Here is a 19,623-nt window from a genome sequence, read left to right as displayed (position 1 = left end):
CTCGGCCGTTCGCGAGGGTTTTGCTCGCTCGGGGGTCGCCGGCTACTTCTTCGCGGCCCGACGCTCGGTGCGGAGCTTCGAGATCTCGTAGAGCGCGACGCTGGTCGCGATGCCGGCGTTCAGGCTCTCGGCCGCTGCCGTGATCGGGACGCTGACGATCGCGTCGCAGGTCTCGGTCACGATCCTGGACAGGCCCTTGCCCTCCGAGCCGACCACGACGAGCAGCGGTCGGTCGGCGAGCTCGAGGCCGGGCAGCTGCACGTCGCCGCCGCCGTCGAGGCCGACCACGAACACGCCGCGGTCTTTGAACGCCTTGAGGGTCTGGGTGAGGTTGCCGGCCATGGCGACGGGCACGCGGGCCGCGGCCCCGGCGCTGGTCTTCCACGCGGACGCGGTCAGGCCGACCGAGCGGCGCTGCGGGACGATGACGCCCTGGCCGCCGAAGGCCGCCACGGAGCGGATGATCGCGCCGAGGTTGCGCGGGTCGGTGATGCCGTCGAGGGCGACGAAGAGCGGCTTCTGGCCGCGGCGCTCGACCTGGTCGAGGAGCTCCGTCGGGTGGGCGTACTCGTACGGCGGCACCTTGAGGGCGAGGCCCTGGTGCACCGAGTCAGGCCCGGTGAGGCGGTCGAGCTCGGGGCGCATGACCTCGAGCACCGGGATGCCGCGGCGGGTCGCGAGGGTCAGGACCTCCTTGACGCGGTCATCCATCTCGAGGCGCGTGGCCAGGTAGAGGGTCGTGGCCGGGATGCGCGCACGAAGGGCCTCCAGGACGGAGTTGCGGCCGGTGACGATCTCAGTGTCGTCGTTCGACTTGCCACGCGGAGGAGCGGTGCGGTCGTGGGCGGTGCGGACCTGGCGGATCGGCCGTTCGGCGCTCGATCCTGCGCGTCCCTTCGCCGCTGCGAGGCGGTCTTGGGCCGCCTTGCGCTTGCCTGCGGGATGGTACGGGCGGTCTTCGGCCTTCGGCGTGGGCTTCTTGCCCTCGAGGGCCTGACGCCCCTGCCCGCCGGAGCCGACCTGCTTGCCCTTGCCGCCCTGACGGACCGCCCCGGGGCGCCCCTTGCGTTCTCCTGCGGTGTTCTTCACGATTCCAGGCTCCAATGCGGTCCGGTCGAGGTGTCTTCGATGGTGATGCCCGCAGCGGCCAGGTCGGCGCGGATGCGGTCGGCGTTCGAGAAGTCTTTCGCCTCGCGGGCGCTCTGACGCGCCTCGAGGAGCTTGTCGACGAGCGTACCGAGCGCGGCCTGGGCGGCGCCGTCGGCTCCGTCGCGCCACTCGGGAGCGAACGGGTCGATGCCGAGGACGGTGACCATCGCGAGGGTGTGCTGCCACTCGCGGGCGGCGGTGTCGAGATCGTCGTCGTCGAGGGCCGCGTTGCCCCGCCGGACGGTGTCGTGCAGGACGGCGAGGGCCTGGGGCACGTTGAGGTCGTCGTCCATCGCCTCGGCGAACGACTCGGGCACGTCGCGCGAGCCGACGCCGGCGAACCGGGTCTCGGCGAGGCGACGCGACGCCCGCGAGACGAAGGCCTCGATGCGGTCGAGGGCGGCCTCGGCCTCGTCGAGCGCGCCGTCGTGGTAGTCGATGGTCGAGCGGTAGTGCGCGGCTCCGAGGAAGTAGCGGACCACGATCGGCCGGGCCAGCGCGAGGAACTCGGAGGCGAAGATCGAGTTGCCGAGCGACTTGGACATCTTCTGGCCCTCGACGTTGACGAGTCCGTTGTGCAGCCAGTGCCGGGCGAACGCGTCGCCCGCGGCGGTCGACTGGGCGAGCTCGTTCTCGTGGTGCGGGAAGCGCAGGTCGAGGCCGCCGCCGTGGATGTCGAACTCCGCGCCGAGGTAGCGCTTCGACATCGCGGAGCACTCGATGTGCCAGCCCGGGCGGCCGGGGCCCCAGGGCGAAGCCCAGCTGGCCGAGGCCGGCTCGCCCTCCTTGGTGCCCTTCCAGAGGGCGAAGTCGCGGGGGTCGCGCTTGCCGCGGGGGTCGGCGTCGGTGGCGGACGCCATGTCGTCGAGCCTCTGATGGGTCAGGGCGCCGTACTCGGGCCAGGAGCGCGTGTCGAAGTAGACGTCACCGGAGTCGTCCGGCGCAGGATACGCGTGGCCGCGCTCGATGAGCGTCTGCACGATGGCCTGCATCTCGGTGACGCTGGCCGTCGCGCGCGGCTCGTAGGTGGGGGGCAGGATGCCGAGGGCCCGGTAGCCGGCGGAGAACTCGAGCTCGTAGCGGTAGGCCCGCGCCCACCACTCCTCGTTCGTCTCGCCGGCCAGGTCCAGGATCTTGTCGTCGATGTCGGTGACGTTCCGGACCAGCGTCACGTCGAGGCCGCGGTAGGTGAACCAGCGGCGCCACAGGTCGTAGACCAGGGCGGAACGGAGGTGGCCGATGTGCGGGGACGACTGCACCGTGGGGCCGCAGACGTAGAGGCCGACCCTGCCCTCGACGAGCGGGACGAAGTCGTCGGTCGACTGCGTGCGGGAGTCGTAGAGGCGAATGGTCACCGACACAGTGTAGGCGGCGGCGTGCGCGGCGCTCCCGCCGGGGCTAGGCCGCCGCGACCTCGACCAGCGCCGTCGCGATCACGGTGACGCCCTCGCCGCGCCCGGTGAAGCCGAGGCCGTCGGTGGTGGTCGCCGAGACCGAGACCGGAGCACCGAGCAGGATCGACAGCGCCTCCTCCATCGCGGACCGCCGGGCCGCGAGACGGGGCCGGTTGCCGACGACCTGCACGGCGGCGTTGACGATGCGGGCGCCGGCCTCGTCGAGGATCGCGCGGGTGGCGGTGAGGAACACCTCGCCCGAGGCACCGGCGTACCGCGGGTCGGCGGTGCCGAAGCGGGAGCCGATGTCGCCGAGACCCGCCGCGGAGAGGAGCGCATCGACCAGGGCGTGCGCCACGGCGTCGCCGTCGCTGTGCCCGGCGAGCCCGGCCTCGCCCGGCCAGTCGAGGGTGCCGAGCCGGAGCGGCTGCTCGGCGTCGAAGCCGTGCACGTCGATCCCGACACCCGTGCGGAGCGGCGTCGCGCGAGGGCGACCGTCGCCCGCGAGCATCTCGGCTCGTGCGAGATCCCACGGGGTGGTGATCTTGAAGGCCTCGGAGGCGCCCGGGACGACCGTCACCTCGTGGCCGGCGAGGGCGAAGAGCGCGGCGTCGTCGGTGTGCTCCTCCGTCGCTGCGGCGTAGGCCTCGTCGAGTGCGCGGCGCGGGAAGCCCTGCGGCGTCTGCATGGCGACGAGCTCCGAGCGGTCGACGGTCGCCGTGACCGAGCCGCCCGCGTCGACGCGCTTGATGGTGTCGCTGACCGGCAGCCCGGGGACGACGCCGTGCCCGAGCCGCTCCACGGTCTCGGCGACGAGCTCGAACTGGGCCGTCGGCGTGAAGCAGCGTGCGCTGTCGTGCACGAGGACGGTCTCGACGCCCGGCTCGACCGCGGCGAGGCCGGCTGCGACGGACCCCTGCCGGGTCGTGGCTCCCGCGACGACGGAGACGAAGCCGGCCGCCCGCGAGGGGACGAGAGCCGCGGCCTCGTCGACCAGCTCGGCGGGGACGACGACGACGATCTGCCACGGGGTCGACGACAGCAGGATCGGACGCAGCGACCGCTCGAGGATCGTGTGGCCGTCGACCTCGACGAACGCCTTGGGGCGGCCTGCGGCCAGTCGGGTGCCGCTGCCGGCCGCCACGATGACGACGGCGCGGGTCGGCTCTACGATGCGAGGACCTCGTCGAGCACGGTCTCGGCCTTCGCCTCGTCGGTGTCTTCCGCGAGCGCGAGCTCGGAGACCAGGATCTGCCTGGCCTTGGCGAGCATCCGCTTCTCGCCCGCCGACAGCCCCTTGTCTTGAACCTGGTCTCGCCGCCACAGGTCGCGGACGACCTCGGACACCTTGATGACGTCGCCCGACGCGAGCTTCTCGAGGTTCGCCTTGTAGCGCCTCGACCAGTTGGTGGGCTCCTCGGTGAACGGCGCCCGCAGCACGTCGAAGACGGCCTCGACGCCCTCGTGCCCGATGACGTCGCGGACTCCGACGAGGTCGACGTTCTCGGCCGGCACCTCGATGACCAGATCGCCCTGCGTCACCTTGAGCGTCAGATAGAGCTTCTCGGTGCCCTTGATCACCCGGGTCTTCATCGCCGTGATCTCGGCGGCGCCGTGGTGGGGATAGACGACCGTCTGGCCGACCTCGAAGTTCATGCGCGGCTCCGTTCTGGGGCCGCCAGATTACCACGCCGCCCCCTCCGGAGCCTCTGGCGGAGGTGTCCCGTGACGACTGGCCTGGCCAGTCTGGGCTAGGCTTGAAGGGCATATCGAACCCCTCTGGAGGACCCTGTGAGAGCACGCACCACGGCAACCGTCGTTCTGGCCGGAGCCGTGATGGTCCTCACCGCGGGCTGCAACTTCATCAGCCCCCAGACCACCACCGAGAAGTACGACGCGAGCGACGGGTTCAGCACCAACGTCGGTTCGCTCCAGGTCCGGAACGCCATGGTCTTCACCGACAACGGCGACGCGGCCAGCCTCAGCGTCACCGTCCTCAACGACAGCGACACCGCGCGCACCCTCAAGGTCCAGTACGACTCGTTCGGCTCCCCCAAGACCGTGAGCATCCCGGTGGCCGCCAACGGCGAGACCCGCCGCGGCACCACCGGTGGCGACCAGCAGGCCCTCCTCAACGGCATCGGCAAGCAGCCCGGCTCGCTCCTGAAGGTCTACCTCCAGTACGGCGACGCCCAGGGCAAAAGCTTCAAGGTGCCGGTCCTCGACGGCTCGCTCGACGAGTACAAGACGCTGCTGCCGTCGCCGGTCCCGACGCAGACGAGCGTCCCGACCGACTCGTCGTCGGCCGAGCCGACCGGCACCCGGACGACCCCCGCGGGCTAGCAGTCCCCGCGAACGCTCGAAGGCCCCTGATCCTCGGATCGGGGGCCTTCGTGCTGAACGGGCCGAGCGCTGACGCGCGACCGGCAGGATCAGGCCTCGATGCGATAGCCGAGGCCGCGCACCGTCACGAGGGCGACCGGCTCCGACGGCGTCGTCTCGATCTTGGAGCGGATGCGCTTGATGTGCACGTCGAGCGTCTTGGTGTCGCCGAAGTAGTCCGAGCCCCAGACCCGGTCGATGAGCTGACCGCGCGTCAGCACGCGGCCGGCGTTGCGCATCAGCAGCTCGAGCAGCTCGAACTCCTTGAGCGGCATCGCGATGTCCTTCCCGCGGACGGTGACGACGTGGCGCTCGACGTCCATCGAGATCTCGCCGGCCGTGAGGATCGCGTCGCTCAGCTCCTCCAGGTCGACGCGGCGGCGGAGCACGGCGCGGATGCGGGCGAGCAGCTCGCGCGTCGAGTACGGCTTGGTGACGTAGTCGTCGGCGCCGAGCTCGAGCCCCACGACGATGTCCACCTCGCTGTCTTTCGCGGTCAGCATGACGATCGGCACCTGCGACCGGTTGCGGAGCTCGCGGCAGACCTCGGTGCCCGGCAGGCCCGGGAGCATCAGGTCGAGCAGCACCAGGTCGGCGCCGTCGCGGTCGAAGGTGGTGAGGGCCTTCGGCCCGTCGTCGGCCACCGAGACCTGGTAGCCCTCGCGCTCCAGGATGAAGGCCAGGGGCTCCGACAGGGACTCTTCGTCTTCGACGATAAGGATGTGGGTCATTCTCAGTTCTCTCCTCGGACGGGGACCGAGGCCGTCGAGGCCTCGGGAAGTCGGATGGTGAAGGTGGAGCCGGAGCCGAGCTGCGACCACAGGCGGATGTCGCCGCCGTGGTTCTGCACGACGTGCTTGACGATGGCGAGGCCGAGACCGGTGCCGCCCGTCCGCCGGGAGCGGGCCGGGTCGACGCGGTAGAAGCGCTCGAAGATGCGGTCGCGGTCGGCCTCCGAGATGCCGTCGCCCTGGTCGGTGACGGCGATCTCGACGATCCCGTGGTCGGTGACCGCGGCGCCGATGCCGATCCTGGAGCCGTCGGGCGAATAGTGCACCGCGTTGGCCACGAGGTTGTGGACAGCCACCGCGAGCATGTCGGCGTCGCCGACGACCGACGCGTGCTTGCCGCCGCGGACGACGATCTCGATGCCGCGGGCCTCGGCCTCCACCCGGTTGCGCTCGACGGCGGAGTTGATGACGCTCCGCACGTCGACGAGCGACGGCTCGGTCAGCGGGTCGGCCGACTGCAGGCGCGAGAGCTCGATGATGTCCTGGGTGAGCCGGCCGAGGCGCAGCGACTCCCGGGTGAGGCTCTTGGCGAAGTAGCGGACCTGATCAGGATCGTCGGACGCCGACTCGAGAGCCTCCGCCAGCAGGCCGACCGCCCCGATCGGCGTCTTCAGCTCGTGACTGATGTTGGCGACGAAGTCTCGACGGACCTCCTCGAGCCGGTGCGTCTCGGTGTGGTCCTCAGCCAGGACCACGACGTAGCGGGAGCCGAGGCGGGAGGCGCGGACGAGCATCCTGAGGTTCGTCTCCTCGCGGAGGCTCCTCGCCAGCTGCAGCTCCTCCGAGACCGGGTGGTCTTCGTCGCGCGCACGCTCGACGAGGGCGACGACCTCGGGGTGGACCACCTGCTGGGCGGCGACCAGGCCGGTGGCGATCGCCATCGCGGAGGCCTTCTGCACGTTGTTGGAGGGGTCGACCACGAAGCCGGCCGAGTCGAGGGTGTCGAGGACGGCGCCGACGCCGTCGGGGAGGGTCACGTCGCTCAGCGCGCGGGCTCTCCGGCCCCGCTCGATCGCTACGACGATGAGGACCACCAGTCCCGCGCCGATGACGATGCCGGATGCCAGAGCGAGCGGCACCAGCCACGGGGAGTACATGGGACTCAGGTTAGTGAACGCCAGGTGGACCGCCAGTGCTGCGGATGTCGGGCGGCCTGTACGTTGAAGAGAGTTCGCCTGGGCATCACCGTCCGTTAACCTGCGCGGTGGAGGCTCGATGGCACTGCCCGGGCGACCTTCCGCCGGAGCAGGCGGGTTCTCGAAACGAAAGGGACGACCCAGACAATGCGCGAGGTATTCCAGCTGGAGCTCCAGGAAGTGCAGGAGCGGCTCGTCGAGATCTCGACGCTCGTGGCTGCCTCGATCGAGAACGCGACCAAGGCGTTCCACGAGTCGAACGTCGGACTCGCCGAACAGGTCATCGCCGAGGACGACAAGATCGACAAGCTCGCGATCAGCCTCGACGAGCTCGCCATCGACATCCTGGCCCGGCAGCAGCCGGTGGCCCGAGACCTGCGGATCGTGGTGAGCGCCCTCCGCATCAGCGCCTCGCTCGAGCGCATGGGCGACATGTCCGAGCACATCGCTCAGCTCGCGCGGTACCGGTTCCCCGAGAAGGTCGTGCCGAAGTCGCTCCGTCCGACGTTCACCGAGCTCGGTGAGCTCGACGTGGCCATCGCGCGGAAGCTGACCCAGCTCCTCACCACCGAGGACGTCAGCCTCGCCGAGGAGATCCGCAACGACGACGACCGCATCGACGAGCTCCACCTCAGCGTCTTCGACAAGGTCCTCGGCGAGACCTGGAAGGGCGCTCCCGCCGACACCGTCGACGCGACCCTGGCCAGCCGTTACCACGAGCGTTTCGCCGACCACGCGGTCTCGATCGCCAAGAAGGTGCAGTACCTGGCGACGGGTGACTGGGTGGGCGTCGAAGCCTGATCCTGCGCCCCGCGAGAGGGCCCGGAGCGACGTCGTGGACGCCGCTTCGGGCCCTTCTCGTTTGGATCACGGTTTGCGTTAACCTCTTGACGACACCCGATCGGGCGACAATGATTCGAGCGTGTCAAATCTCCAAGGCCCAATGGCGGGCCGGCGGCAGACCCCCTCGGCCAGGTCGAGTCCCGGGTCGCAAACGTCCCTCCGCAAGCGCAATCAGCAGCGCGTCGTCGAAGCCCTCGTCAAGGTGGGCGCGTCGACGCAGGCCGATCTGGCGCGCCGTACGGGCCTCAGCACCGCCACCATCTCGAACATCGTCAGCTACATGGCCAAGAACGGCCTCGTCAGCCTGACCCCGACGACGAGCTCCGGCCGTCGCGCCGTCTCCGTCCAGCTGCTGACCCACAACGGCACCGTCGCCGCCGGCATCGGGTTCGGCCGCCGCCACCTCCGGGTGGTGCTCGTCTACCCCGACTACACGATCGCGGCCGAGGAGAACATCGTCCTGCCGCAGAAGTACGACCCGCGCGAGGGCTTCGATCTCGCGAAGGAGATCCTGACGCGGCTCCTCGAGCAGACCGGCACCTCGTGGGAGGCGCTGAGCGGTGTGGGCGTCGGCATCTCCGGCTCCATCGACCGGCGCGACCAGATGCCCGTCATCGGCACGGTGTGGGCGGAGTGGGCCTTCGTCGACGTGGTCGTCGAGCTCGAGGACCGCCTCGGCGTGCCGGTGGTGCTCGACAACGACGCGAACCTCGGCAGTGTCGCCGAGACGATCTGGGGCCTCCACGGCGCGGCCCGGAATCTCGTCTACCTCAAGGTCGGATCGGGGATCGGCGCGGGGCTGATCCTGAACGGCCAGCCCTTCAACGGCGCGACCGGGATCACCGGCGAGGTCGGCCACGTGCAGGTCGTCCCCGACGGCCAGGCCTGCCGCTGCGGCAACCGCGGCTGCCTCGAGGCCGAGGCCTCCACGACGGCGATGCTCGACCGGCTCCGGAACGTCACGCCGATCACCACGACCGAGGACCTCGTGAAGGCGGTCCTCGAAGGCGACGTGGCCGCACTCCGCGTCATCGAGGACGCCGGCCGCCTGATCGGACGCGTCGTCGGCGACCTCGCGAGCATCCTCAGCCCCGAGGTGATCGTGCTCGGCGGCCCGCTCGCCTCGCTCGGCGACATCCTGCTCGAACCGGTCGGCCGCGCGTTCGCCCGCCACGTCCTGCCCCTCGTCCGCGACTCGACCTCCATCGTCGCCTCGACCCTCGACGACCGCGGCGAGGCCCTCGGGGCGGCCGCCCTGGTCTTCCACCAGGCGGCCGTCCGAGTCATCTGACCAGGGCTTTCCGTGTTCTCGCGCCCCTGCCGGAGCTGAGTCGGGCTCAGGAGATGTGAGCGCTCTCATTGGGTCAGAGTCCTGAAGCCGTTACAAATTCGTTGCGTTAACCTTTTGACGCCAGCGTCAGATCGTCCTACTGTGATCCAGGGCTGTTGATCAGCTCGCGGGCTGCAGAACAGCAAGACCCGACAACGATGTCTCAGAAAAATGGCGGTGCACAATGGCTGGTGGCCCAACCATCCTCGAGATGCGCTCGATCACCAAGGAATTCCCCGGTGTGAAGGCCCTCTCCGACGTGAACCTGACCGTGAAGGCCGGCGAGATCCACGCGATCTGCGGCGAGAACGGTGCAGGCAAGTCGACTCTCATGAAGGTCCTCTCGGGCGTCTACCCGTTCGGCACATACTCCGGCGACATCGTCTTCGAGTCGGAGGTCGCTCAGTTCTCCGGCATCAAGCAGTCGGAGTCCGCCGGCATCGTGATCATCCACCAGGAGCTCGCGCTGATCCCCGAGCTCTCGATCACCGAGAACATCTTCCTCGGCAACGAGCCGGGCAAGCGGGGCATCATCAACTGGATCGAGGCCCAGCGCACGGCGAAGGACCTCCTCGCCCGCGTCGGCCTCTCGGAAGACCCCGACCAGAAGATCAAGTCGCTCGGTGTCGGCAAGCAGCAGCTGGTCGAGATCGCCAAGGCGCTCAACAAAGACGTCAAGCTCCTCATCCTCGACGAGCCCACCGCGGCGCTCAACGAGCAGGAGTCGCAGCACCTCCTCGACCTGATCGTCGGCCTGAAGGCCAAGGGCATCACGTCGATCATGATCAGCCACAAGCTCAACGAGATCGAGCAGGTCGCCGACACCATCACGATCCTCCGCGACGGCAAGACGATCGAGAGCCTCGACGTCAAGGCCGACGGCGTGAACGAGGACCGCATCATCCGGGGGATGGTGGGCCGCTCGCTCGAGAGCCGCTTCCCCGACCGCACGCCGAACATCGGCGAGACCTTCTTCGAGGTCCGCAACTGGACCGTCCGCCACCCCCTCGACCCCGAGCGCCTCGTCTGCAAGAACGAGAACTTCTTCGTGCGCAAGGGCGAGATCGTCGGCTTCGCCGGCCTCATGGGGGCCGGCCGCACCGAGCTGGCGATGAGCATCTTCGGCCACTCGTACGGCACCTACGTGTCGGGCGAGGTCTACAAGGACGGCCAGGAGATCCGCACCGACACGGTCGCCCGCGCGATCAAGAACGGCCTCGGCTACGTCTCCGAAGACCGCAAGGCCCTCGGCCTCAACCTCCTCGACACGATCAAGCGCTCGACGGTGTCCGCCGGCCTGCCGAAGATCACCCGGAACGGTGTCGTGTCGAGCGTCGAGGAGTACGAGGTCTCCGAGCGCTACCGCCGGAGCCTCCGCACCAAGGCGTCGTCCGTCGACCAGGGCGTGAACAAGCTCTCCGGCGGCAACCAGCAGAAGGTCGTCCTGGCGAAGTGGATGTTCACCGACCCCGACCTCCTGATCCTCGACGAACCGACCCGCGGCATCGACGTGGGCGCGAAGTTCGAGATCTACGGCATCATCCAGGACCTCGCAGCACAGGGGAAGGGCGTCATCCTCATCTCCTCCGAGCTCCCGGAACTCCTCGGCCTCTCCGACCGGATCTACACGATCTTCGAAGGCTCCATCACCAATGAATTGACCGCAGCCGAGGCAGACCCCGAGTCGCTGATGGTGAGCATGACCTCGAAAAGGACGACCGTTCGATGACGAACTTCAAGAAGAACCTCGGCAGCATCCTCGGCAACAAGGGCGGTGGGATCAGCCAGTACGGCATGATCATCGCGCTGATCGTCATCATCGTCGGATTCCAGATCTGGACCGGCGGGATCACGCTCGACCCGGGCAACGTCATCAACGTGTTCCAGCAGTACTCCTACATCCTGATCCTCGCGATCGGCATGGTGATGGTGATCGTCGCCGGCCACATCGACCTCTCGGTGGGCTCGGTCGCCGCGTTCGTCGGCATCATCGTGGCGCAGGCCATGGCCGTGTGGCACTGGTCGTGGTTCGCCGCGATCATCCTCGGCCTCGTCGTCGGCGTGCTCGTCGGCGCCTGGCAGGGCTTCTGGGTCGCCTACGTGCGGGTCCCCGCGTTCATCGTGACCCTCGCGGGCCAGCTGATCTTCCGCGGTGCGAACCAGATCATCGGCAACTCGACCGCCGTGCCGGTGCCGCAGAGCTTCCAGAACATCGGCGGCGGCTACATCCCCGACTTCGGACCGAACACCGGCTTCTCGAACGGCACCCTGATCCTCGGCATCGTCACGATCATCGCGATCGTCGTGTTCGAGTTCCGTGCCCGCAACAACCGCGTCAAGATGGGCGCGCAGCCGGCTCCGCTCTGGACCAGCATCGTCCGCATCGTCGTCCTCGGCGGAGTCGCGGCGTACGCCACCTACCTCTTCGCCTCGGGCCGCCCGAACACCTCGGTGCCGATCGTCGCGATCATCCTCGGCGTCCTGGTCATCATCTACGGCTTCGTCACCAACACGACGACCTTCGGCCGCCACCTCTACGCCGTCGGCGGCAACTCGAACGCCGCCGTCCTGTCGGGTGTCAACTCGAAGCGCGTCAACTTCCTGGTCATGCTCAACATGAGCGTCCTGGCAGCCGTCGCCGGTATGGTCTTCGTCGGCTACTCCGGGTCGTCCGGCCCCGCCGACGGCACCGGCTGGGAGCTCGACGCGATCGCCGCCGTCTTCGTCGGTGGTGCCGCGGTCGCGGGTGGTGTCGGAACCGTCATCGCCTCGATCATCGGTGGTCTGGTTCTGGCGTTCCTCGCCAACGGCCTGTCGCTGAAGGGCATCGACACCAACCTGGTCCAGATCATCCGCGGTCTCGTCCTCCTCATCGCCGTCGCCTTCGACGTCTACAACAAGACGCAGGGCCGGCCGTCGATCATCGGCTACCTCACCCGCGGCTTCGGTCGGAAGAACAAGAACGACGAGGGTCCGACCTCCGGCGGTCTGAAGGGCGAGGGCGCACAGCCCCAGTCGATCGACAACGAGTCACAAGTTTTGCTGCCGTAGCTCCCGAAGTCCTCGCAGCAGAAACCTGGGATACACCTCCTGCATCCCACAGCACCGGGCGCACCAGCACCCACTCCCCACAGAAATGAAAGAAGCCGTTCAATGAAGAAACAGCTCATCGTCGGCGCTGCCGTCGCAGCGCTCACCGTCGTCACGCTGACCTCCTGCTCGGGCACCGCCCGCGGCGGCTCGGACTCCGGCGCGACGAGCATCCCCAAGGGCTCGACCATCGGCGTCGCGCTCCCCGCGAAGACCTCGCAGAACTGGGTGCTCGCCAAGGCCGCGTTCGAGTCCTCGCTCAAGAAGGCCGGTTTCAAGGCCGACGTGCAGTACGCCGCCGCCACGAACACCGTCCCCGACCAGCAGAACCAGATCTCGGGCATGGTCACCAAGGGCGACAAGGCGATCATCATCGCCGCCCAGGACGGCTCGCAGCTCGGCACGCAGGTGAAGCAGGCCAAGGCCGCCGGCATCCCGGTCATCGCCTGGGACCGCAACATCACCGGCACCAAGAACGTCGACTACTACGTCGCCTTCAACAACTTCAAGGTCGGTCAGCTCCAGGGCCAGGCCCTGCTCGACGGACTCAAGAAGCTCAAGGGCAACGGCCCGTACAACGTCGAGCTCTTCGCCGGCTCGCCCGACGACGCCAACGCTCCCGTGTTCTTCAACGGCGCCATGGACGTCCTCCAGCCGAAGATCGACGACGGCACCCTGAAGGTCGTCTCCGGCCAGACCAAGTTCACGCAGGTCTCCACGCAGGGCTGGCTCGCCCAGAACGCGCAGACCCGCATGAGCAACCTGCTGCAGAGCAACTACTCGGGCTCCACCAAGCTCGACGGCGTGCTCTCGCCGAACGACACCCTCGGCCGCGCCATCCTGCAGGCCACCAAGTCGGCCGGCAAGCCCAACCCGGTCGTGACCGGTCAGGACTCCGAGACCGCGTCGATCCCGCTCATCATGAACGGCACGCAGTACTCGACCATCTACAAGAACACCGACGTCGAGGCTCAGGCCGCGGTCGACCTGGTCACCACCCTGTCGAAGGGCGACAAGCCCAAGACGGTCCTCGACAAGAAGAACAACTACAACGGTGTCAAGACGGTTCCGGCCATCGAGCTGACCCCCGTCCTCGTCACCAAGGACAACGCTGTGAAGGCGTACTCCAACAACCCGACCCTCGAGGCTCTCGCCAAGGCCGGTCAGTAACACCGAAGCTCTACCACGAAGCCCCCGCTCCGACCACCGTCGGGCGGGGGCTTCGCCGTGCGCTCGGCGGGCCGGCGCTCAGAGGCCCGGGAACGCCTCGGTGAGGTCGGCCAGGACGGCGTCGGCACCCGCCTTCTCGAGGTCGTCGGCGCTGTAGTGGCCCGTCGCCACGCCGATCCCCCGGGCACCGGCGGCGTGCGCCGAGGTGATGTCGTGCGGGGTGTCGCCGACGACGAAGACCTCGTCGGGGGCGAGGTCGTGACCGACCAGGAGGGACGCCTTGCGGATCGCGGCCCGGGTCGCCTCGTCGCGGTCGGCGGAGTCCGACCCGTACCCGCCGAAGACGAAGTACCGGCCGAGACGGCCGGGCTCCATCTTCGTCCGCGCGGCACCCTCCATCGCGCCGGAGATGACCCCGATGACGACGCCCGCGTCGGTGAGGCTCTTCAGGAGCGCGTCGACGCCGGGCTCGACCCGGTACCCCTCGGACTCGTGGATGATGTCGGCCAGGTGCCAGAGGTAGCGGGCGTACAGCTTCGAGAGCTCCGCCGGTTCGGGGTCGCGGCCGATGACGCCGACGAACGTCTCGCGGCCCACCTCGGGGTCGGTCTCGCCGCTCGAGGTGTGCTGCCCGATGTCGGCGGGGATCCCGTAGAGGTCGTCGAAGGCGGCCGCCCAGCTGCGGCCCCCTGCTCCCCCGGTGTGGACGAGGGTCTCGTCGATGTCGAACAGGACGGCGAGCGGCTTCTTCATGCCCTCCGTCTTACTCGCCCGCGGCTCGGCGCGTCGGCCGCGCCCGTCGGCCGCGTCCTTCGGGCCGACGGCGCGGAGGTCAGCACGAGAGGACGCCTAGAACGAGACGACGCCCCGCACGCGGTGCCCGACCGCGATCGACTCGCCCGACACGGCCGAGAGGGGCGACGACAGGAAGGCGACGAGGTCGGCGATCTGCGTGGGCGACGACTGACCGCCGCTGCCTGCCGCGACCTCCGTCTCGGGCTCGTCGGCGACGATCCCCGGATTCACCACGGTGACGTTCACGCCCGTGCCGGCCAGCTGGTCGGCGAGGTTCTTGGCGACGACGATCGTCGCGGCGTTCCGGACCGAGCCGGTGATGTTGCCGGTGACCAGCGCGTTCTGGCCGCTGATCACGACGATCCTGCCGTGGCCGGCCTCGCGCATGACCGGGACGACCTCGTTCGCGACCCGGAGGAACGCCAGCGCCTTGCCGTCGATCGCGTCGGCCACCTGCTCCGGGTCGGAATTCCGCGCAGGATCGAGGGTCTGCGCGCTCGGGGCCGCCGTCACGACGAGCACGTCGATCCTGCCCCGCTCGGCGAGGACCCTCGCGACGGCCGACCGGACCGACACGGCGTCGCGGGCATCGAGCTCCACGCCGGTATCGTCGGGGTGGCGGGACGCGACGACGACCTCGGCCCCCTCGTTCCGGAGGCGGTCGGTGACAGCGCGGCCGATGTAGCCGGAGCCGCCCACGACGAGGGCGACGGAGTTCTTCAGGGCGAGGTCCATCCCCTGAAACTACTCCCGCGCCAGCCCCTGCCCGGAGAAAGTGGATCGTGATACCATCGCGGTTGTCATATTGTTAGAACAAAGGGGTTCCGATGTCGACGTCGGTCAAGAGTTCGGATCAGGGTCGTTCAGGGCAGGGCCGTTCGGATCAGGGCCGTTCAGACCAGGGCCGGCCGGGCGGTGAGGCGCAGGCGGTGTCGCTGCCTCCCCTGACGCCGGGGCCGCACACCAAGCGCCTCGGCACGGTCGCCCTCATCGCGACCTTCGGCGGCCTGCTGTTCGGGTACGACACCTCCGTGATCAACGGGGCGCTCAGCCCGATGGTCAAGGAGCTCCAGCTCACCAACCTCACCGAGGGCATGGTCACCAGCGGCCTGCTGTTCGGCGCAGCGGTCGGCGCGATCACGGGCGGCCGCCTCTCCGACGCCTGGGGCCGGCGGAAGTCGATCATCCTGATGTCGGTGCTGTTCTTCGTCGGTGCGCTGACCTGCGTCTTCGCCCCCAACTTCACGGTGATGGTCGTGGGGCGCGTGATCCTGGGCCTCGCCGTCGGTGCCGCCTCGACGGTCGTGCCGGTCTTCCTCGCCGAGCTCGCGCCGTACGAGATCCGCGGCTCGCTCGCCGGGCGCAACGAGATGATGATCGTCATCGGCCAGCTCCTCGCGTTCATCATCAACGCGATCATCGGCAACGTCTGGGGAGAGGGCAACGGCGTCTGGCGCATCATGCTCGCCGTCGAGGCCGTGCCGGCGGTCGCCCTCTTCATCGGGATGCTCCGGATGCCCGAATCACCCCGCTGGCTCGCCGGCAAGGGCCGCGACGACGACGCCCTCCGCGTGCTCTCCACCCTCCGCACGAAGGAGCGCGCCCGAGCCGAGCTCGACGAGATCGACCGGTCGACGACCGAGGAGTCCCGCCGCGAGACACTGTCGATCGGCGCGATCCTCCGCAACAAGTGGTTCGTCAGGATCATCCTCGTCGGCATCGGCCTCGGCGTCGCCCAGCAGCTGACCGGAATCAACGCGGTCATGTACTACGGCCAGAGCGTGCTGCGCGAGGCGGGATTCTCGGCCAGCGCGGCCCTCATCGTCAACATCGCCCCGGGCATCATCGCCGTCATCGGTGCGATCATCGCGCTGCGGATGATGGACCACTTCCCGCGCCGGCGGACGTTCCTCCTCGGCTACGCGCTGACCACGATCTGCCACCTGCTCATCGGCATCGGCTCGGTCGCGCTGCCCGTCGGCAACCCCGCGCGGCCCTGGGTGCTGCTGTTCCTCATCGTGGCGTTCGTCGGCTCGATGCAGACGTTCCTCAACGTGGCCACCTGGGTGACGCTGTCCGAGATCTTCCCGCTCAAGATGCGCGGCTTCGGCATCGGCGTCTCGGTCTTCTGCCTCTGGCTCGCCAACGCGTTCCTCGGGCTGTACTTCCCGACCGTCATCGCGGCCTTCGGCATCACCGGCACCTTCTTCGGATTCGCCGTGGTGAACGCACTCGCCCTGTTCTTCGTCTGGCGCGCGGTGCCCGAGACCCGCGGCCGCACCCTCGAGAAGCTCGAGGAGGACGTCTCGACGGGCAACATCTACATCCGCGATCTGGTGAAGTAGGGGAATGCCCTTCGACGTCGACGCCCTCCGCTCCGCCTTCCCGTCGCTCTCCTCGGGGATCGCCCACTTCGACGGGCCGGGCGGGACGCAGACGCCGCTCGTCGTCGGCGAGGCGATCGCCCGGGCGATGACGAGCCCGACGTCGATCCGCGGCACCGGGGTCGCGTCGGAGCGGAACGCCGAGGCGACGGTCCAGGGGTTCCGCCGGGCCTACGCCGACCTCCTCGGCGCGGAGCCGTCGGGCATCGTCCACGGCCGGAGCGCGACCCAGCTCACCTACGACTTCGCCCGGCACCTCGCCAAGACCTGGTCTGCCGGCGACGAGATCGTGGTCAGCCGCCTCGATCACGACGCCAACATCCGGCCGTGGCTGCAGGCGGCCGAGAGCGCGGGAGCGACCGTGCAGTGGCTGGAGTTCGACGCGTCGACGGGCGAGATCACCGACGAGTCGGTCGCCCGCGCGATCACCGGACGGACGCGGCTCGTCGCCGTGACCGCTGCATCGAACCTGATCGGCACCGAGCCCGACGTCCGGGCGCTGGCCGACCGCGCTCACGAGGTCGGCGCGCTGGTCTGGATCGACGGCGTGCACTTCACCGCGCACGAGTCGGTCGACGTCGCCGCCCTCGGAGCCGACTTCTTCGTCTGCTCGCCCTACAAGTTCTTCGGGCCGCACTGCGGGGTCCTCGCAGCCGACCCCGCCCTCCTCGAGAGCATCCACCCCGACAAGCTGCTGCCGTCGACCGACGTCGTGCCCGAGCGGTTCGAGTTCGGCACGCTGCCGTACGAACAGCTCGCCGGCGCGACCGCGGCAGTGGACTTCATTGCGGGAATCGTGGGCGGGGACTCGGCCGGTGCGGGGCACGCCGAGGCCGGATCGGCTCCCTCCCGGCGCGAGGCGATCCTGGCCTCGATGGCCGCGACCCACGCGCACGAGAGCGGGCTGCGAGCACGGCTCGAGGAGGCGCTCCTCGCGATCCCGGGCCTGACCCTCCACTCGCGAGCAGCTCGGCGAACTCCCACCCTCTACGTGACGATCGAAGGACGCAGGATGCGCGACCTCACCGTCAACCTGGCCGAGCTCGACGTCCTGGCGCCCACCGGCCACTTCTACGCCCTCGAGGCGTTCCAGTCGATGGGACTCGACGCCGACACGACAGGGCTCCGGATCGGGCTCGCGGCGTACACGAGCGGCGACGACGTGGAGCGGCTGCTCGCGGGCATGCGGTCGTTCGTCGAGGACGGGGCGGTGGCGGCCGTCAGCGCGTGAGGAGTGTCGGCTGACCTTCGCCGCGTCCGGGCGAGGCTCGGCGTCGGGGCGACGCCTCCGCGTCCGGGCTCTGCCTCCGCGTCCGGCAGGATGGACGCATGGCTCAGGTCGCGATCCTCGTCAACGGCACCCCCGATCCCCGCAAGACGGAGATCTCGTCCGCTCTCGGGATCCTGCTCGGGTGTCCGGTCCTGCAGCCGTCGAAGGTGCAGGACGCGCTGACGCAGCAGACCGGCCCGGTCGCCCCGCGCGACGGGGTGCGCGCGCTCGCCATCGAGACGGTCTGGCGGACCGCGGGGCTCGTCGAGGCGGGCGTCGTGATCGATGCGTCCCTGAGCGGGTCGGATGCAGCCGTCGTCGCCGCCGCGCTTCCGAGCGCAGGATCACCGCGGCTCGTCGAGGTCTGGTGCGCCGGGGCCGGCGAGCCGCTGGGTCTCGCCCCCGTGGTTCGGGTCGACGACGTGGCGACGGTCGACATGGACGCGCTCGTGCAGGAGATCAGCTCGCTGTTCGTGTGAGGCGGCGCGCGCGGCGCCGAACCCCCGAGCGTCGGCGGCACCCCCGCGGAACCGGGTGCCCGCGACGGACGGGGGTGCGGGCCGGGAGCGGGGCGGGCCGGCTAGCTGCCGCTCGCGCCCAGGGCCCCGGTCACGTAGCGGAGGGCCTCCGCGGGCGTGACGCCGAGCTTCGCGACGCGGTCCGCGTACGCGCGCGCCGCCTCCTGGGCCTGCTGTGCGGCAGCGTCGCCCTGCGGCCGGACGACCGTCCCGTTGCGGCCGCGCGTCTCGACGAGGCCGTCCGCCTCGAGCTCGCGGTAGGCCCGGGCGACCGTGTTGGGTGCCAGGCCGAGGTCCTCGGCCAGGCGCCGGACCGTCGGCAGTCGCACACCGGCAGCGAGGGCGCCGGAGCGCACCTGCTCCGTGATCTGCACGCGGAGCTGCTCGAACGGCGGGGTGGCGGAGCGGGGGTCGAGGGTGATCACCGGGCGGTGGCTCCTGCCGGGTCGGCGGCGGCCGCGATCCTGCGCGCCTCTTCGTCGGGAGTGCGACGGCGCGCACCCGGCCAGAGCTCGTCGAGGAAGCGTCGCCGGTCGGCACGGAAGACGAACGAGAGCAGGACGAAGCCGGCGGCACCGATGAGCGCCGGGAAGAGCGCGAACGCGGAGACGCCCGAGAGGTCGGGCCGGATGACCGCGTAGGCACCCCCGAGGGCGAGGCTCTGGAGCGGGCCGACGAGGAGGTCGCGCAGGGTCTCCGAGCGGAGGGCGTCGTCCCAGACGAGCTCGTCGGTGTCGACCGCCGGGCGACCGCGGCGGACGACGCGGCGGCCGAGGACCTCGGAGGCGACCAGCCCGGCCAGCGCGACGCCGACCAGGGCCACGCACGGCGCCAGGGAGGCGACCTGGTCGGGGCGTTCGCCGAGAGCGACGATCGCGACGGCGGAGGCGGCGAGGACGAGGAGCGCCCAGGCGCCGATCCGGAGGCCGGGGCGGACGAAGGCGCTGACGCCCGGGGCGGTCAGGCGCGCGACCCGGGGGCGGTCGTCGCGGGCCGACGCAGACCGGAGCGACGCCCAGGCGGCGCCCCAGGAGTATCCGATCGAGACCGCGCCGAGCACCGCGTACATCTGCACGACGGTGAGGCCGTCGTCTGTGCGCGGCGTCGCCGATCCGATCGAGACGCCCGCGAGGCTGAGCCCGGCCAGCGACACCGCCAGAGCGAGGAGGGCGCCGACGCAGGCGGCTCGGCTCCTCAGGGCGACGCGCGCTTCGACCGACGCGGCGAGATCGGCCGGGACGCCGAGGCCGACCCTCGTACCGAGCCTCCTCGCCAGCCACGCTCGGTGGTCGGGAATGAGGGTCAGCGCGAGCGCGACCGCGAAGACGACCGCTCCCCAGAGGAAGACGAACTCGAGCATGTGCATCACCG

Annotated in this window: 19 protein-coding genes; 9 read left to right on the top strand and 10 right to left on the bottom strand. The window is 69.8% G+C overall.

Annotation, left to right across the window (positions count from 1 at the left end; all coding sequences use genetic code 11):
- Positions 1-42: 42 nt before the first annotated feature.
- From rlmB to ABD733_RS10870, 4 genes are read right to left on the bottom strand one after another with little or no spacing between them, the layout of a single operon-like run.
- A complete protein-coding gene (gene rlmB, locus ABD733_RS10885; protein WP_344795894.1) occupies positions 43-1,089 on the bottom strand; it encodes a 23S rRNA (guanosine(2251)-2'-O)-methyltransferase RlmB in 1,047 nt (348 codons plus the stop codon).
- Entirely contained in the window at positions 1,086-2,504 is a 1,419-nt protein-coding gene (gene cysS / locus ABD733_RS10880; protein WP_344795892.1) for a cysteine--tRNA ligase, read from the bottom strand. The genes rlmB and cysS overlap by 4 nt, the downstream gene beginning before the upstream one ends.
- 43 nt (positions 2,505-2,547) lie before the next feature.
- Positions 2,548-3,690, bottom strand: a complete 1,143-nt coding sequence (ispD, locus tag ABD733_RS10875) for a 2-C-methyl-D-erythritol 4-phosphate cytidylyltransferase (RefSeq protein WP_425552903.1) — start codon at positions 3,688-3,690, stop codon at positions 2,548-2,550.
- Between the two features lie 20 nt (positions 3,691-3,710).
- Positions 3,711-4,199 (bottom strand): CarD family transcriptional regulator, encoded by a 489-nt coding sequence (locus tag ABD733_RS10870; protein WP_344795890.1) that lies wholly within the window; start codon positions 4,197-4,199, stop codon positions 3,711-3,713.
- A gap of 135 nt (positions 4,200-4,334) precedes the next feature.
- Here ABD733_RS10870 and ABD733_RS10865 point away from each other — a divergent pair, with 135 nt between their 5' ends.
- Positions 4,335-4,886, top strand: a complete 552-nt coding sequence (locus tag ABD733_RS10865; protein WP_344795887.1) for a hypothetical protein — start codon at positions 4,335-4,337, stop codon at positions 4,884-4,886.
- Positions 4,887-4,975: 89 nt separating this feature from the next.
- Here ABD733_RS10865 and ABD733_RS10860 read toward each other — a convergent pair whose 3' ends face one another.
- Together ABD733_RS10860 and ABD733_RS10855 are read right to left on the bottom strand one after the other, a co-directional pair.
- Positions 4,976-5,656 carry a response regulator gene (locus ABD733_RS10860; protein WP_344795885.1) on the bottom strand — a complete coding sequence of 227 codons (681 nt, stop codon included), beginning with the start codon at positions 5,654-5,656 and terminating at the stop codon, positions 4,976-4,978.
- Between the two features lie 2 nt (positions 5,657-5,658).
- Positions 5,659-6,813 (bottom strand): sensor histidine kinase, encoded by a 1,155-nt coding sequence (locus ABD733_RS10855; RefSeq protein ID WP_344795883.1) that lies wholly within the window; start codon positions 6,811-6,813, stop codon positions 5,659-5,661.
- Between the two features lie 186 nt (positions 6,814-6,999).
- Here ABD733_RS10855 and phoU point away from each other — a divergent pair, with 186 nt between their 5' ends.
- The 5 genes from phoU to ABD733_RS10830 all read left to right on the top strand — a co-directional run bounded on the left by phoU (position 7,000) and on the right by ABD733_RS10830 (position 13,285).
- Positions 7,000-7,653 carry a phosphate signaling complex protein PhoU gene (gene phoU, locus ABD733_RS10850; protein WP_344795881.1) on the top strand — a complete coding sequence of 218 codons (654 nt, stop codon included), beginning with the start codon at positions 7,000-7,002 and terminating at the stop codon, positions 7,651-7,653.
- A 121-nt stretch (positions 7,654-7,774) separates the two neighbouring features.
- Positions 7,775-8,986: an ROK family transcriptional regulator gene (locus ABD733_RS10845; protein ID WP_344795879.1), complete on the top strand. Its 1,212-nt coding sequence runs from the start codon at positions 7,775-7,777 to the stop codon at positions 8,984-8,986.
- A 250-nt stretch (positions 8,987-9,236) separates the two neighbouring features.
- Complete coding sequence (gene mmsA, locus ABD733_RS10840; protein ID WP_344795877.1) at positions 9,237-10,754, top strand: multiple monosaccharide ABC transporter ATP-binding protein; 1,518 nt, start codon at positions 9,237-9,239, stop codon at positions 10,752-10,754.
- Positions 10,751-12,076: a multiple monosaccharide ABC transporter permease gene (mmsB, locus tag ABD733_RS10835; protein ID WP_344795875.1), complete on the top strand. Its 1,326-nt coding sequence runs from the start codon at positions 10,751-10,753 to the stop codon at positions 12,074-12,076. The genes mmsA and mmsB overlap by 4 nt, the downstream gene beginning before the upstream one ends.
- 102 nt (positions 12,077-12,178) lie before the next feature.
- Entirely contained in the window at positions 12,179-13,285 is a 1,107-nt protein-coding gene (locus ABD733_RS10830) for a substrate-binding domain-containing protein (protein ID WP_344795873.1), read from the top strand.
- A gap of 78 nt (positions 13,286-13,363) precedes the next feature.
- Here ABD733_RS10830 and ABD733_RS10825 read toward each other — a convergent pair whose 3' ends face one another.
- Together ABD733_RS10825 and ABD733_RS10820 are read right to left on the bottom strand one after the other, a co-directional pair.
- Entirely contained in the window at positions 13,364-14,038 is a 675-nt protein-coding gene (locus ABD733_RS10825; protein ID WP_344795871.1) for an HAD family hydrolase, read from the bottom strand.
- A gap of 96 nt (positions 14,039-14,134) precedes the next feature.
- The gene (locus ABD733_RS10820) at positions 14,135-14,815 is read right to left on the bottom strand and encodes an SDR family NAD(P)-dependent oxidoreductase (RefSeq protein ID WP_344795869.1); all 681 of its coding nucleotides are present in this window, start codon (positions 14,813-14,815) and stop codon (positions 14,135-14,137) included.
- Between the two features lie 194 nt (positions 14,816-15,009).
- On the opposite strand from ABD733_RS10820, the gene ABD733_RS10815 reads away from it, so the two are divergent.
- The 3 genes from ABD733_RS10815 (at position 15,010) to ABD733_RS10805 (ending at position 18,213) form a co-directional block, all read left to right on the top strand.
- The gene (locus tag ABD733_RS10815; protein ID WP_425552883.1) at positions 15,010-16,425 is read left to right on the top strand and encodes a sugar porter family MFS transporter; all 1,416 of its coding nucleotides are present in this window, start codon (positions 15,010-15,012) and stop codon (positions 16,423-16,425) included.
- Between the two features lie 4 nt (positions 16,426-16,429).
- A complete protein-coding gene (locus ABD733_RS10810) occupies positions 16,430-17,695 on the top strand; it encodes a cysteine desulfurase-like protein (RefSeq protein ID WP_344795867.1) in 1,266 nt (421 codons plus the stop codon).
- A gap of 98 nt (positions 17,696-17,793) precedes the next feature.
- Positions 17,794-18,213 (top strand): hypothetical protein, encoded by a 420-nt coding sequence (locus tag ABD733_RS10805; protein WP_344795866.1) that lies wholly within the window; start codon positions 17,794-17,796, stop codon positions 18,211-18,213.
- A gap of 101 nt (positions 18,214-18,314) precedes the next feature.
- Here the strand turns inward: ABD733_RS10805 and ABD733_RS10800 are convergent, their stop codons facing one another.
- Positions 18,315-18,677 (bottom strand): GntR family transcriptional regulator, encoded by a 363-nt coding sequence (locus tag ABD733_RS10800; protein ID WP_344795864.1) that lies wholly within the window; start codon positions 18,675-18,677, stop codon positions 18,315-18,317.
- A complete protein-coding gene (locus tag ABD733_RS10795; protein ID WP_344795862.1) occupies positions 18,674-19,612 on the bottom strand; it encodes a hypothetical protein in 939 nt (312 codons plus the stop codon). The genes ABD733_RS10800 and ABD733_RS10795 overlap by 4 nt, the downstream gene beginning before the upstream one ends.
- Positions 19,613-19,623 lie beyond the last annotated feature (11 nt).

The organism is Frondihabitans peucedani (assembly GCF_039537585.1).
Classification (GTDB): domain Bacteria; phylum Actinomycetota; class Actinomycetes; order Actinomycetales; family Microbacteriaceae; genus Frondihabitans; species Frondihabitans peucedani.
Note: the sequence above shows the minus strand (reverse complement) of the source record. Positions and strands in the feature narration are given on the sequence as shown.

Bases quoted from the DNA above. Each gene is read 5' to 3' on its own strand.
- mmsB (WP_344795875.1), top strand. From the start codon at position 10,751: ATGACGAACTTCAAGAAGAACCTCGGCAGCATCCTCGGCAACAAGGGC.
- ABD733_RS10805 (WP_344795866.1), top strand. From the start codon at position 17,794: ATGGCTCAGGTCGCGATCCTCGTCAACGGCACCCCCGATCCCCGCAAG.
- ABD733_RS10855 (WP_344795883.1), bottom strand. From the start codon at position 6,813: ATGTACTCCCCGTGGCTGGTGCCGCTCGCTCTGGCATCCGGCATCGTC.
- ABD733_RS10860 (WP_344795885.1), bottom strand. From the start codon at position 5,656: ATGACCCACATCCTTATCGTCGAAGACGAAGAGTCCCTGTCGGAGCCC.
- ABD733_RS10795 (WP_344795862.1), bottom strand. From the start codon at position 19,612: ATGCTCGAGTTCGTCTTCCTCTGGGGAGCGGTCGTCTTCGCGGTCGCG.
- phoU (WP_344795881.1), top strand. From the start codon at position 7,000: ATGCGCGAGGTATTCCAGCTGGAGCTCCAGGAAGTGCAGGAGCGGCTC.
- ABD733_RS10820 (WP_344795869.1), bottom strand. From the start codon at position 14,815: ATGGACCTCGCCCTGAAGAACTCCGTCGCCCTCGTCGTGGGCGGCTCC.
- ABD733_RS10830 (WP_344795873.1), top strand. From the start codon at position 12,179: ATGAAGAAACAGCTCATCGTCGGCGCTGCCGTCGCAGCGCTCACCGTC.
- ABD733_RS10810 (WP_344795867.1), top strand. From the start codon at position 16,430: ATGCCCTTCGACGTCGACGCCCTCCGCTCCGCCTTCCCGTCGCTCTCC.
- mmsA (WP_344795877.1), top strand. From the start codon at position 9,237: ATGCGCTCGATCACCAAGGAATTCCCCGGTGTGAAGGCCCTCTCCGAC.
- ABD733_RS10825 (WP_344795871.1), bottom strand. From the start codon at position 14,038: ATGAAGAAGCCGCTCGCCGTCCTGTTCGACATCGACGAGACCCTCGTC.
- ABD733_RS10870 (WP_344795890.1), bottom strand. From the start codon at position 4,199: ATGAACTTCGAGGTCGGCCAGACGGTCGTCTATCCCCACCACGGCGCC.